Annotated in this window: 8 protein-coding genes; all 8 read left to right on the top strand. The window is 40.8% G+C overall.

Annotated features, from left to right (window positions below; genetic code table 11):
- Nucleotides 1-223: 223 nt before the first annotated feature.
- The 8 genes from AC13EX_RS24710 to AC13EX_RS24745 all read left to right on the top strand — a co-directional run bounded on the left by AC13EX_RS24710 (nt 224) and on the right by AC13EX_RS24745 (nt 15579).
- On the top strand, nt 224-3313 hold the full coding sequence (locus AC13EX_RS24710; protein WP_482894713.1) for a SusC/RagA family TonB-linked outer membrane protein: 3090 nt from the start codon (nt 224-226) through the stop codon (nt 3311-3313).
- Between the two features lie 13 nt (nt 3314-3326).
- Complete coding sequence (locus tag AC13EX_RS24715; RefSeq protein ID WP_482894714.1) at nt 3327-5030, top strand: RagB/SusD family nutrient uptake outer membrane protein; 1704 nt, start codon at nt 3327-3329, stop codon at nt 5028-5030.
- A 100-nt stretch (nt 5031-5130) separates the two neighbouring features.
- Nucleotides 5131-8307: a SusC/RagA family TonB-linked outer membrane protein gene (locus AC13EX_RS24720; RefSeq protein ID WP_482894715.1), complete on the top strand. Its 3177-nt coding sequence runs from the start codon at nt 5131-5133 to the stop codon at nt 8305-8307.
- A gap of 4 nt (nt 8308-8311) precedes the next feature.
- The gene (locus AC13EX_RS24725) at nt 8312-9874 is read left to right on the top strand and encodes a RagB/SusD family nutrient uptake outer membrane protein (RefSeq protein ID WP_482894716.1); all 1563 of its coding nucleotides are present in this window, start codon (nt 8312-8314) and stop codon (nt 9872-9874) included.
- Nucleotides 9875-9967: 93 nt separating this feature from the next.
- Nucleotides 9968-11296: a sulfatase-like hydrolase/transferase gene (locus AC13EX_RS24730; protein WP_482894717.1), complete on the top strand. Its 1329-nt coding sequence runs from the start codon at nt 9968-9970 to the stop codon at nt 11294-11296.
- A gap of 23 nt (nt 11297-11319) precedes the next feature.
- Nucleotides 11320-12714, top strand: a complete 1395-nt coding sequence (locus AC13EX_RS24735; RefSeq protein ID WP_482894718.1) for a sulfatase — start codon at nt 11320-11322, stop codon at nt 12712-12714.
- A gap of 24 nt (nt 12715-12738) precedes the next feature.
- On the top strand, nt 12739-14103 hold the full coding sequence (locus AC13EX_RS24740) for a sulfatase family protein (RefSeq protein ID WP_482894719.1): 1365 nt from the start codon (nt 12739-12741) through the stop codon (nt 14101-14103).
- Between the two features lie 36 nt (nt 14104-14139).
- Nucleotides 14140-15579 carry a sulfatase family protein gene (locus AC13EX_RS24745; protein ID WP_482894720.1) on the top strand — a complete coding sequence of 480 codons (1440 nt, stop codon included), beginning with the start codon at nt 14140-14142 and terminating at the stop codon, nt 15577-15579.
- The last annotated feature ends 16 nt before the right edge of the window (nt 15580-15595 follow it).

Consider the following 15595-nt stretch of genomic DNA (forward strand, 5'->3'; position numbering starts at 1 on the left):
TTAAAGCATGCCTATGAAACAATAAAAACAAAATTATTCAAACCGCTTAGCCCATTTATTGCTGTTAATTAACCCTTTTTGTCCCCGAAAAATGCAAAATCCAAATTTGATTTGAGATTTGGCAATTGAGGCCAAGAGATAAGACAATTTTAGCCTATTTCAAGGGGATAATTACCTAAAGTACTTAATAGGCTTCTTTCAATTCACATTAACCCAAAAACCCATGAAAAAACCTATAAACTTCCACTTTAAGGAGGCAAACAAGAAGTTGTTGAATGTTTGTCTGCTTTTTTTAATTGTGTTATCCGCTCCGGCCATGGAGATCAATAAAAAGGCGAACGATGAAAAAACAACTATACAAGAACTATTAATTGATATTAAGGGAAAGGTGACCGACCCTTCAGGTGAAGGAGTACCCGGTGCTACTATTCTTGTCAAGGGGACAACGATAGGTACTGCTACAGACAGTGATGGAGCCTTTCAAATAGATGCAAAACAAGGCGATGAATTGATCATTTCCTTCGTGGGTTATCGAACAAAAACCGTAATGGTTGGTAACCAAACCTCGATCAATATTGTCCTTGAAGAGGATTTATCCTCATTGGAAGAAGTGATCGTAGTAGGTTATGGTTCTCAGGAAAAGAGAAATATAACAGGAGCGATCTCCTCTCTGGATGAAAAAGACATTAAAGAAATCCCTGTTGCGAGTGCTGTCCAAGCGATGCAAGGTCAAGTGGCTGGGGTGGATATCGTTTCCTCCGGTGGTAGACCTGGTCAAAACCCACAGGTATTGATACGGGGAAGAAGGTCAATATCTGCTTCCAATGATCCTTTGTACGTAATAGATGGAATACCACAAACCAGTGCTACAAGTGCCATTTTTGACATAAATCCCCAGGACATCACTTCAATGGAAGTATTGAAAGATGCAGCGGCTACTGCCATATACGGTTCCCGGGGTGCCAATGGGGTAATCATTATTACTACCAAAAGAGGTTCAACAGGCGAGACTACCGTTTCCTATGATGGCTATTATGGCTTTTCAAACGTCACCAATATGGTGGATATGATGGATGGGCAACAATATGCTGCCATGAAACGAGAGGCCAGAAGATGGGATCCTGATACAGGTCAGCCTTCCTGGAATGGTGTGGTACCAACAGATGAGCAAGTCTTTTTAGATCCCACGGAGTTTGAATCGGTAAACATGGGTAGGTCTACTGATTGGCTGGATTTAATAATTGGTCAAGGGCATCAGACAAACCATCAAGTTAGTGTCAATGGGGGAAGTGATAAAACCCAATTTAATATTTCATTGGGCTATTTCAATGAGTCAGGAATTGTGGAGAACATGGACTATACCCGTGCCACAGCCAGGATAAATTTAGACCACAATATCAGCAAAGTATTTAAAGTGGGCACTTCTTTCCTGGCTACCTTTGCCATTCAGAACTGGGGGTCAGGCTCAGCTATAGGGGAGGCCGTTTCCAACAACCCTCTGGGTGTTCCTTACAATGAGGACGGAAGTTTGCGTTTTTTGCCTACCAATGATGGCATCCGCACCAATCCTTTGAATGAATTGGTGCCAGGGGCATATGTAGATGAGAGAAGGTCCAACCGCATATTTGCTCCAGTGTATTTGGAAGCGAAAATCATTGAAGGTTTGACTTTTAGGGTCAATGCCGGTCCAGACATACGCTACAATAGGATTGGGAATTTTCGTGCCAGTAAAAGCAATGCCAATCGAGGTGGGCCAGCCAGCGCCTCTTTAGAAAACGAAGTTGATTTTGGGTATACAGTTGAGAATATCCTGAATTATTCGAAAAGTTTTGGCCTTAATCATTCATTTCAGGCCACACTACTCCAAAGTGTCCAAGGACTACGGTCCGAACAGCACAAGAGTGAGGTGTCTAACCTGCCTTATGAATCACAGTTATTTTACGATATAGGAACAGCAGAAGTGAAAGGCAACCTCAGTAGCCGGCTTGAACAATGGAGCCTTGCTTCCTATATGGGTAGAGTGAATTATGATTTTATGGGGAAATACCTTTTCCAGGCTACTTTAAGGGCAGATGGCTCTTCGAGGTTGGCGCCTGGTAGAAAATGGGCCTATTTTCCTGGAGGTTCTATAGGTTGGAGACTGATAGAGGAAGGGTTCTTAAGAAACCAAAGTCTAATAACTGAACTTAAACTTAGGGCTTCTTATGGGCAGGTTGGGAATACTTCAGTAGATCCTTACCAAACCTTAGGTAGGCTTAGAAGGACAGTCTACGCATTGGGGGATACTCCCTATCTGGGTTTTGGCTTAAATGAAATCCCAAATAGTGATCTTGGTTGGGAAATATCTTCTACAACCAATCTAGGTTTGGACTTTGGCTTATTCAATAATAGGCTTTCTGGATCCTTGGAATATTACATTACCCATACTACCGACATTTTATTGGAGAGAAACCTTCCTTATACATCGGGATACCAAAATATCTTGCAAAATATTGGGGCCACTAAAACCAATGGATTGGAGTTTTCTTTAAATGCTACTCCAATGGACAAAAAGAATTTCAGATGGGATATTCAATTTAACATATCAAGTTATAAGGAGCAAATCACAGACCTGGTTTTCAAGGATGAAAATGGTAATTCAATTGATGATACAGGAAACCAATGGTTTATTGGGCAGCCAATAAGGGTATTTTTCGATTACCAAAAAATTGGAATCTGGCAATCTGATGAGGTGGATATGGCCAGACAAATGGAAAATAAGTTTCCCGGAGAAATTAAACTGAAGGACCAGGATGGGGACAATTTGATTACCCCTGATGACAGGTTGGTACTTGGGTCTGATGTGCCAGATTATTTGGGAGGCATCACCAATCGTTTCCAAATTAAAAACTTTGATTTTAGTTTCTTCTTTTTTTATAGGATGGGACACATGATTAGAAGCAGATTCCATGATTCCAACAATAACCTTGAGGCAAGGTATAACAATTTAAATGTTGATTACTGGACAATCGATAACCCCAGTAATGAAAACCCCAGACCTAATGTTTATCAGGAATTCCCCAGAGATAGCTCCACAAGGAGTTATTTTGATGGCAGTTTTGTGAAGTTGAGAAATGTTACACTGGGTTACAATCTACCTGAAGCTTTAGCAGGTAGGTTGGCAATGAGTAGGTTAAGGGTTTATGCATCAGCTCAAAACCCTGTCTTCTGGTCCACTTTTGATACTTGGGACCCGGAATTGGCAGGGGATATTGATGCAGGGTCGATACCCTCAGCAAGGCAATTTTTATTTGGTGTTAATGTAACATTTTAAAGCAAAAAAAATCATGAAAAATAAAATAAGTTTAATTCTCATACTATTTTCTGCGGTCTACTGTCTTTCATGCGAGGAATACCTTGAAGAAGAATTAATATCAGGAGTTTCAGCAGGAACCTATTATACTACAGCCAGTGGATTTGAAGCAGCTTTGGCAGCGACCTATGCTGAACCGAAAAGTTTCTATGGAACAGAACGGGGTTTTACCATGACTGTATTTGGTACAGACCTACATACCAATGGAAGAGGAGGGAGTCATAAAATGATTAACTACTACGATGGTGCCTTTAGTCCTGCGCAGAGTTTTGTACGTGATACCTGGCGGGACTTTTACCGAGGGATCAATCAGGCCAATGCAGTAATTAACAGGTCTGAAAATGTTGAGGGAGTTACCCAGGAAGTGAAGACCACGAGAATAGCAGAAGTCCGATTTCTTAGAGCATTGTTTTACTTTAATTTAGTACAGTTTTTTGGTGATATTCATCTTTCTCTGGATGAAACGGTGGGCGTTGAAATTGATGCCAACAGGACTCCAGCAAGTCAAATCTATACAGATGCTATTATTCCCGATTTGGAATTCGCTATTGATAATTTACCGGATAGCCAAAATGAATACGGCCGAGCCACCAAGCCTGCCGCTGAATTTCTCTTGGCAAAGGTTTACATGACCAGAGCTTATAAGACCTATGGAGCTGGCAATGCTGATGCTGCTGAAGCAGCAAGATTAATGGGAAATGTGATTGACAATTATGATTTCAGTTTACTGCCTGATTTTGCAGACCTATGGGACATCAATAATGAAAGAAATAGTGAGGTGATTTTTGCCATTCAAAACAACAAGAACCAGGTAGATGAAGGTTTGGATACCCAAGGCCATAGTGGCCACCTGTACTTTTTGATGGAATACGATATACTTCCTGGGATGGCTAGAGATACTGAAAATGGGAGGCCTTGGATCAGATTTCGACCCACTGAATTTTTATTGGGTTTATGGGATAGAGAATTCGATGCACGATACGATAAAACCTATAAACATGCCTGGATTTCCAATACCGAAAGTAGTATTCCGGTCTGGACCAGTGAAGATGCAAGCAAAGGCTATGTTTCTTCCGCTTTAGTTGGAACTAGGAAATTCTCAATTGGTGATACAGCCGTATTTATCCCAGGGCCTGGGAAGGATGAAATATGGACTGATGAGAAAAAAGGAAAAACGAGGTACCTGGTTTTTACTAACAATCAATACGATGAAAGATGGTATCCAACGCTAAATAAATGGATTGATCCTACAAGGCCCAACAGACAGCATACACCCGGACAAAGAAATCATCCATTAATGCGTCTTGCGGATGCCTACCTGATAAGAGCTGAAGCCAGAATTATGCAAAACGAACTGAGTGCTGCTGCCGAGGATATCAATACAGTTAGAAGAAGGGGAGCCTGGACAGGGAAGGAAGAAGCCATTGAAATTTCTCCTGAAGAGGCTACACTCGAATTTCTATTGGATGAGAGAGGAAGGGAACTTGTAGGTGAAGGTCACAGATGGTTTGACCTTACCCGTACTGGTAAACTTGTAGAAAGAGTAAGGGCCCATAATCCGGAAGGAAAAAACAACATTCAGGATTATCATATTCTTCGACCTATTCCTTTGGAACAAATTGATAGAACCAGTGGAGGTTACCAACAAAACTGTGGCTATATCGGGGCGGATTGTTAAGACCAATGGAAGTATTGATAAGCATATTATATCAACGCGATACCTGTCCTTTTAATTAATAAATACACTATTTCATCAACTTAATAAACCCAAAATAATCATGAAGAAACCAATTCGCTACCTTTTCCAAAAGGTACCTAAGACCTTGCTTATCGGAGGTTTTTTGCAATGTTTTGTCTCGGCAAACCTTCTGGCAGAAGGAAATCCTGATTTACTAGGGATTGCCTTAACGAACGCTGAATTTATCCACTCAATCGCGGAAAATATAAACCTGAAAAATGTTTCAGGAACAGTGAGTGACAGCGGTGGTGAACCAGTTCCGGGAGCAACTGTAGTCATAGAAGGCTCGACTACTGGTACAGTAACAGATATTGATGGTAAGTTTAGCCTGGAGGTACCTGATAATGCCGTTCTTTTGATCTCTTTTATAGGTTATCAAACTCAAAGAATCAATCCTGGTAATCAAAGTAATCTTGCCATCACTTTGGTAGAAGACGCGACTTCCTTGGATGAAGTGGTGGTAGTGGGCTATGGTGTTCAGCAAAAAGTGAATCTCACTGGTGCTATTTCTACGGTTGACTTTGATGATGAATTGTCCAATCGACCATTGACTAATGCTTCACAAGCCTTAGGAGGTACCGCTTCCGGTGTTTGGGTAAGTCAAAATTCAGGCAAACCAGGCAGTGATGGTGCTCAGATTAGAGTAAGGGGATGGGGAACCCTAAACAATTCCAACCCCTTGATTATTATCGATGGTGTTGAAGGCACCTTTAGCCAGCTGAATCCAAATGATATCGAAAATATCTCTGTATTGAAAGATGCTGCAAGTGCAGCCATTTATGGATCTAAGGCGGCCAATGGAGTGGTTTTAGTGACCACCAGAATGGGGAAAAAGAACGAAGCGATGCAGGTGAATGTCAATTCCTATTTCGGGATTCAGTCCCTTGGTAGACGTTATGATGTAATCAATAACAGTGCTGAACACATGGAACTCACCAACACTGCATTATTGAATGAGGGGTCTACCCCACTTTTTTCAGAAAGTTTAATCTCAGCATTCAGGAATGGAACCGATCCTTATAAATACCCAAATACGGATTGGTTTAAGGTAATATTCAATACTGCCAATATTCAGGAACACAATGTTTCTATTAGAGGTGGTTCGGAACAATCTTCCTCGTTTATATCGTTGAATTACCTCAATCAAGAAGGGATGGTGCCTAACACGAGTTCAGAAAGGTATGGACTAAGGGCAAACATTTCTTCCAATGTCAAAGATTGGTTGACTGTAAGTGGACGGTTTAATTATATCCACAAAGACTCAGATGAACCTTATGCAGATGTCACATATGGCTCTTTAGGTCGGGTATTTGAAATGCTAGGTGGTTCAGCGCCTTATATAGCTCCGTATACAAGAGATGGACGATTTGGGTCTGTTCAGGCGATTAGTGACGATGGTAACTTATTGTTTGACAATAGAAATGCACTTATAGATGCTGCCAATGGGCTGACAAACACTGAGGAGAATATATTGACACTGAATTTAACTGCTGACATTAAATTAACCGATTACCTATCTTTTAAGACCACAGTTTCTTCCAATGGAAATTGGAACTTGATAGACAGGTACAATACCAGCGTTTTTGGGTACACGGATACAGGGATTGAAACCACCACAAGGAATTACAACAGGGAAGGCTTAGAAATCAATAGAACACAGATTTCCAGCATGCAAAACAACCTCTTCTCCACAATTAATTTCAACAAAGAATACAATGATATACATAGTATTTCGGCTATTGGAGGGTTACAATTAGAGACCTTCAAGGTTCAAAACATGTTTTCAAGAAGGTCAGAACCTCCGAAAGAAGGCTTGACTCAGGTGGATGCAGGTACTTCAGGAATCCAGGGGGAAGGAAATATGAATGGTTTCCGCATATTCTCCTATTTTGGAAGAGCAAATTACACCCTGATGAGCAAGTATTTATTTGAAGCGAATGTTAGGGCTGATGCTTCTTCCAGGTTTAACAAAGCCAATCGTTGGGGCGTATTCCCAGGCTTCTCTGCAGGTTGGCGATTGTCTGAAGAAGATTTCATCAAAGATATTTCAGCGATTTCTAATCTGAAAGTCAGGGCTTCTTGGGGTCAGTTAGGAAACCAGAATATTTCAGGGTATTGGCCTTATTTAACAATCATCGGTCAAAATAACAACCTTAGCTATAGCTATAATGGGAGTTTTTCTCCAGGAGCAGCAGTAACCGCTTTGGTAGATCAGAACATTACCTGGGAAACTTCGGCTTCTTTGGATATAGGTTTAGAGGTTGGTGTTTTAGATGACATGATTACACTGGAAGCTGACTATTTTCAGAAAACCACCAAGGATATTTTGGTTCAGCTACCTATTCCATCTGTAATGGGTGGTATTTCCTCACCCTATGAGAATGTTGGTGAAATGTCCAATAATGGAGTTGAATTCATACTCAATTACAACAATTTAAAATTTGATAGAGATCAATTGGGCTTTAATATGGGGCTGAACATGACTTATATCCAAAATGAAGTCACCAAATTCAGGGGAGGAGATTCTCCCGACCAATTGTATTTACTTAGGGAAGGGTATTCCTTTAGAACGCTATATGGCTACAATGCCATAGGCATTTATCAATCTGACGATGAAGCAAAGGAACACATGCATTCCAATCCATTTACACCGACAGCTGGGAATTTAAAATTTGAAGATTTAAATAACGATGGAAGGTTGAATTTTGAGGATAAGATGGGGCTTGGAAATACACTTCCAAAGTATACTTTCGGAATATCGTCGGGTTTAAAATACAAAGGTTTTGACTTAAATCTCTTGTTTCAGGGGATATTGGGTGTGAACATGTACACGCAGAACAATTTCACAGATCTTGATTGGGAAAACAGGATGATATCTACCCGATGGAGAGATGCATGGTCACCTGAGAACCCAGATTCAGAAAATCCAAGTTTGAAATTTAATAATCCATGGGATGGTTCCCAGTCCTCTTATTGGGTAAATGAAGTGGACTTCATAAAATTAAAGAATGTTCAATTGGGTTATTCTTTCCCACCTTCTGTTGCTGAAAAACTGGGAGTACAGAAAATTTATCTGTATGTAAATGGGCAAAATGTTTTCTCTATTGCAAGCAAAGGCTATGAAGGCTACGATCCGGAAAGAAATACTTTCGATGCTGGTTACCAGTTGTATCCTACCCCTAGAATTTTATCAGCAGGTATCAATTTAAATTTCTAAGTACATGAAGACCAATAAATATATTCTATACCTATTATCGATAGTGTTATTATTCCCACTATCCAGCTGTAATGATGATTTCCTGGAGTTTTATCCTGAAGATAAAATTACTTCCGCCAACTTTCCTCAAAATGAAGAAGACATTGAATTGCTACTCAATGGAGTGTATGCATTATTGCGCGAAAATTCAATTTACAACGAAGGTCTTTTTGGGTTTGGTGTTTTGGATGGAGCAACTCCTAATGCCTTCAATTGGGGAAATACCCCTATCGCTAGGGCTGGAAGTGGCCAATTGAACTCTAGTGATGGTAGCATAGTAAATTTTAGATGGACCAGGTCCTATGGGATTATTTTCAGGGCCAATTATCTTTTGCAAGCCTTGGATCAAGTAGATTTGAGTGAGGGAGATAAAAATATTTACCGTGCTGAAGCGAGATTTTTGAGAGGTTTGGCCTATTCTATACTTGCAGAAGGATTTGGCGGAGTCCCTATTATTTTAAATGCAATTTCAACTGAAGAGGCAAGGTCTATTTCCAGAGCAAGTCAGGAAGAAACCTGGGATCAAGTGATGGCAGATTATAATATGGCGATTGATAACCTTGGAGCGGAAGCCCCGGAGCTTGGAAGAGCAACAAAAGGAGCTGCTTTAGCCATGAAAATGAGGGCATTGTTGTACCAGAGTAAATTCGACCAGGTTTTAGAAGTAATTGATGAAATTGAAGCCCTTGGCAAGTATTCCCTTTTCCCGAGTTACGAAGGCCTGTTTAAACTTGAAAATGAAAACAATGCTGAGGTGATTTTTGATATTCAATACATTTCCGGTGAGAATTCCCAAGGCTCTTTACATGATCAATACTGTGGGACTGGTACTGGCAGTTGGACCAGAGGAAGTCGCTATGTGCCCACCGATGATCTAGTCAATGCTTATGAAACTATTGATGGCTCTGCAGTTGATCCAAACAATCCTTATGAAGGCAGAGATCCAAGGCTTGGGTTTACTGTAGTGGTTCCTGGTGCTTATATATTGGGATACAGGTTTCCAAATTATACCTATCCAGGCGGCGCATTTAATCACCCAGGAAATAGGTTAAAGCACTTGAGTGCGAGAAAATACCGCATAGAACCGGAAGCAGATTTACCTCCTTCAGGCCAATCTGGCCTAAACAACATTGTCATTAGGTATGCAGATGTGCTTTTATCAAAAGCGGAGGCGATTATCGAAACCAATGGCGATATAGATGAGGCCATCAACCTTATCAATCGAATTCGTACGGAAAGAGATGATGTGAAGATTACTTCTTTGCCAATGGGACTTTCTCAAGAAGACGCTCGTGCCAAATTACGGCATGAAAGAAGGATAGAATTTGCCTTAGAAGGTTTGTATTGGGCAGATATTAAAAGGTGGGAAATTGGTGATGAACTTTATCCATTGGAGATAAAAGACCACAATGGGGATGTAATTGAAACCAAATTCCCGAATGGATACCTTGATTTTTATCGTTTACTTCCTATCCCGGACAGTGAAATATCCTTAAATGGAAATTTAACACAAAATCCAGGTTGGTAAATAGCTTTTTTATTCCCGGACCATGAAAAAGTATAGCTCATGGTCTGGGTTAAAATCAATAAATACTTGAATTGTAAGTTAACAACAATTAAAATGAATGTATTGAAAAATGCTACTTGGGTATTTTTATTGGCTGGGATTTTAAGCAGTTGCAGTAACTCAGCTACCAAAGAAAAAGTACAGCCTAATTTTGTGATCATCATGGCTGATGACCTGGGCTTTGGAGGTCTTGCTTCCTATGGTGATCCACGTCTTCGTACACCAAATATTGACTACTTGGCAGCAAAAGGCATTCGATTCTCCGATTTTCATTCCAACGCCCCTGTTTGTTCACCAACTCGGGCAGCATTGCTGACGGGAAATTACCAGCAAAGAGCAGGTTTGGAAGGAGTTATTTACGTGAGAGGGGAGACAAGAGAGGTAGGCCTTGACAGTAGTGAGGTGTCAATAGCAAAACTATTGAAAACAGCAGGCTATGCGACTGGAATCATGGGAAAATGGCACTTAGGATATCAAAAAGAGTATAATCCCGTCTATCATGGCTTCGATACTTTTTATGGGTATTTGAGTGGCAATGTAGATTACCATTCGCATTATGACAACGCAGGCATTTATGATTGGTGGCATAACTTAGATTCAATATATGAAGAGGGTTATGCGACTGATTTGATCAGTGCGCATGCGGTAGATTTTATAAATGAAAATAAGGAAAAACCTTTCTTTTTGTATGTTTCCCATGAAGCCCCACATGTGCCTTTTCAAGGTAGAAATAACCCTGCCTATAGATTTCCTGGCAAGAAATTTAGCTACCATGGACCTGTGGAGGATACTGTAAAAGTGTACAATGAAATGGTGGAGGTGATGGATGAAGGTGTTGGGGAAATTTTAAATGCTTTAAGAAAAAATGGTATTGAAGAAAATACTTTAGTATTGTTTATATCGGACAACGGGGCAGAGATCTTTGGAAACAATGGCAAATTGAGCGGGCAAAAAGGAAACCTTCTGGAAGGAGGACACCGTGTTCCGGGTATAGCTTATTGGAAAGGAAAAATCACACCAAGAGAATCCTCTGCCACTGTACTTAGCATGGATGTATTGCCAACGCTGCTTGCGATGAGCCAAGATTCTTATTCCGAAAAGCTACAATTTGATGGGGTCGACCTTTCCAAGCACCTTTTGCACAATAAATCAATTGAGGATAGAGATTTATTCTGGAGATACAGGAATCAAAAAGTTGCTCGACATAAGGAGTGGAAATTACTTCTATCAGACAAAGATACCCTGTTGATAAATCTCAATAAGGATGTATTGGAATTACATAACTTGTCCAAAGAAAGGCCGGAAATTGTAAAAGACCTCCTTAAAAAACTGGAGGATTGGGAAAAAGAGGTAGGTCCAGTTACAGCTATGAAAACCATATAATGAATTGAAAACCATACAAACCCATGCCGATTAAATACATTGTAAATTTGCTCATAGCTTTTTTAGTTTCTGGTGCAGGGCTAATTGCGCAAGGCCAGTCAAGACCGAATATACTGCTACTTTTGGCTGATGATTTGGGGTACAGAGATTTAAGTTGCTATGGAAGTACTCAGGTAATTACTCCAAACCTTGATAAACTGGCTTCAAAAGGAATGCGGTTCACGGATTTTTATGCTGGTTCAGCAGTTTGCTCACCCTCAAGGGCTGCTTTGATGACTGGTCGTTCTTCGGTGAGGGCAGGCATTTACAGTTGGATTCATACTTCGCATAAAATGCATTTGGCCAAGACAGAATTTACCACGGCTGAATTATTAAAACAAGCAGGTTATGCTACCGCGCATATTGGCAAATGGCATTTAGGCTATGACCTGGAAGAGGGTGCCGGACCAGGACCAAATCCAGGAGACCAGGGTTTTGACCATTGGATAGCAACAGGGAATAACGCGATCCCTTCTCACCACAATCCTGACAACTTTGTTCGCAATGGCCTTGCCTTGGGAGAGGTGAAAGGCTACTCCTCCCATTTATTGGCTGATGAGGCCATAGACTGGCTTGAAAGAAGACCAAAGGACCAGCCTTTCTTCATTAACATGTGGTTTCATGAGCCCCACCAAAAAGTGGCGGCACCGGATGTATATTTGGAAAAGCACCAAGACACCGATTTACCGGCCTATTATGGCAGTATTGAAAACATGGATGCCGCAATTGGTCGGGTTTTGATGGAGCTGGAAAAACTGGGACTTATTGAGCAGACACTTATTGTTTTTATGTCAGACAATGGAAGCTATAGAGGCAGAAGTGGTAGTAACGGTGAATTAGCCAATGGCAAAACAACCCTTTGGGAAGGAGGAATACGGGTGCCTGGAATATTTAGCTGGCCAGGTGTAATAGCCGAAGGTACCATTGAAAACCGACCTGCAGGAGTTGTTGATATTTTCCCAACAATTAAAGAAATTATTGGAGGTGAAATAGACCCTAAAATCACAATTGATGGATCAAGCCTATTGCCCATTTTTGAACAGAAGAGTTTTGAACGACAAAAACCACTTTATTGGTTTTACCCTCCCTCTCGACCAATAGCTGTGATCAGGGAAGGACCTTGGAACCTAATTGCCGATCCCGAATTGGACATTCCTAGGGGGAATATGTTTCAGGAAGCGTATATTGGAATGATTAAGGAGACTAAATTGCAGAATTTTAGGCTTTATAATTTAAGGAATGACCCAAAACAAACTAAGGATGTTTCGGCCGAAAATCCAGAGGTATTTGAGAAAATGATAAAGGAAATGATCAAATTGAACCAGGAAATTGTAGAAGAAGCGATGGATTGGAGAGATTTTTCATGGACAAATAATTAAAAAATGAATTCAATTAGACTGAAAATGAGATTATTTAAATGGAAGAAGTTATGCTTAAGTTTCCTGTTACTAGGAAGTGCAGTAGTGCAGGCACAAACCAATAAGAAATCTGATAAGCCCAATATACTGCTCATCTTTACGGATGATCAAGGGTACCATGACGTATCCTATTATGGAACTCAGGACATTCAAACACCGCATATAGATGCCATTAGAAATGATGGTATGCAGATGGATTTTTTCTATGCCAATTCACCTGTTTGTGCTCCTACCAGGGCATCACTGATGTCTGGCCGATACCCTGATCATGTTGGTGTGCCTGGTTTGGTAAGGTCCAAACAAGCTAACAATTGGGGCTATTTAAATCCTGAAACAATTCTTTTGCCTGCAATGCTGAAAAAAGGTGGATACCATACAGCACATATAGGAAAATGGAACCTTGGATTGGAACACCCCAACCTACCCAATGACCATGGCTTCGATTACTTTCATGGTTGGTTGGAAGACATGATGGATGATTACTTGACCAAACGGAGACATGGGAAAAATTACATGCGATTGAATGAGGAAATCATCGATCCCGAGGGCCATGCCACAGATCTTTTTACCGAATGGTCAGTGAAATACATTAAAGATAGGAGTGAAGAGGAAAACCCATTTTTCCTTTATTTAGCCTACAATGCGCCTCATTTTCCAGTGCAACCGCCAAAGGCATGGGTGGAAAAAGTGAAGAAAAGAGAACCTGGTTTACCAGAGAAGCGGACCAATTTAATAGCCTTTATTGAGCATTTGGATGATGGCATCGGGCAGGTGATAAATGCCCTCAAGGAATCCGGACAATATGAAAATACACTAATTATCTTTACAAGTGATAACGGAGGCCATCTACCTGATTTGGCCAATAATGGCCCATTGCGCGATGGGAAACAAAGCATGTATGAAGGTGGGTTGAGAGTGCCTACAGCGATTTCATGGCCTACCAGAATTAAAGCAGGAAGCAACTCAGATCAAGTAAACCTATCCATGGATATTTTCCCAACCCTGATAGAAATTGCAGGTGTCTCCATGGACCATGCAATCAATGGGAGGAGTTTTTTACCGACTCTCCTTGGGGAAACCATGTCTGAAGAAGCAAGACCTTTGTATTTTGTCCGCCGAGAAGGGGGTGCGAGGTATGGAGGAAAGGCCTATCATGCCCTTAGGCTAGGGGACTGGAAATTGCTGCAAAATAGCCCTTTTCAACCAATGGAACTGTATAATCTAAAAGAAGACCCATCCGAAAAAGACAATTTAATTGCAGAAAATACGGAAGTTTTTAAAAAATTAAATGCTTATTTAATGTCTCATATTCAAGAGGGAGGCAAAGTACCTTGGCAACAGCCTGAATAACGTAAAAAATTTAAATACATCTCAGAAACGAAAAACATGAAACTTATAAATCCCAAAATAGTCTTAGGTTTAATCTTTAGTTGCTTAGTGAGCTTTATTTCACTGTCTGAGGCCAGACAAAAAGACGATCCTCCAAACATTATTGTGATATTTGCAGATGACCTGGGCTATGGCGACTTAGGGGTTTTTGGCCACCCTTCCATCAAAACACCCAATTTGGATAGAATGGCCTTTGAAGGGCAAAAGTGGACCAATTTTTATGTAGCGGCACCGGTTTGTACTCCTAGTAGAGCAGGAATTTTAACGGGAAGGTTGCCAATCCGTTCTGGAATGAGCAGTGACAAAAGAAGGGTACTTTTCCCTGACTCCAATGGTGGACTTCCTCAATCTGAGATTACCATTGCAAAGGCATTAAAAGGTAATGGTTACCAAACGGCTGCCATAGGAAAGTGGCACCTTGGGCACAAGTCTCCTTTTTTACCTACTGATCATGGTTTTGACAGTTATTTTGGCATACCATATTCAAATGACATGGATAAGGTTGACAAAACAGATCATTTTACACTTACTGAGAATGAAAAGTATGAAGGGTACAATGTTCCCCTAATGAGAGATAAGGAGATAGTGGAGCGCCCAACTGATCAGCGAACCCTTACCAAAAGATATACAGAGGAAACAGTGTCTAAAATCAAGGATTTTAAAAATGGTCCATTTTTCATTTATTTGGCACACAATCTCCCCCATATCCCATTATTTAGGTCTGCAGCATTTAAAGACCAATCTCTAGGAGGTATCTATGGGGATGTTATTGAGGAAATAGATTGGTCTGTAGGTCAGGTCCTATCTGCTCTAAAAGAAGAAGGTATCGCCGACAATACCTTAGTGGTCTTTACTTCTGACAATGGACCTTGGCACACTTTCAGAACCCATGGTGGAACGTCTGGCTTACTAAGAGGAGCTAAGGGAGGAACTTTCGAAGGGGGTATGAGAGAGCCAACTGTTTTCTGGTGGCCAGCACAAATCAAACCTGGTGTAGTTAGAGACATGGCCACTACCATGGATTTATTGCCCACCTTTTGCGCCATATCAGGGACTGAATTGCCTGATGACCGTGTTTATGATGGTTATGATATTTCTGGGCTAATCAAAGGTACCGGGAAAAGTGAGCGAGAAACTGTATTTTATTACCGAGGTCAAAGAGTATTTGCTGTAAGAAAAGGAGATTATAAAGCCCATTTCATTACTCAACTTGAATATGGAAACCCAACCGCACATCCGGTGACCTTTCCAGCGGTGGCTGTAGAGAACAAAGCCACGGTTTTAGAAACCCCATTATTGTACAATGTGAATGTAGATCCAGGGGAGCGATTTAATATTGCTGAAGACCATCCTGAGATTATCGCTGATATAAGAAAGGCATTGACCGAGCACCAGGCTGGAATTGTGCCTGTGGAAAATCAGCTAGAAAAGTATTGATAAACGAATCTTGTCA

Source organism: Cyclobacterium sp. L-R (assembly GCF_056859355.1).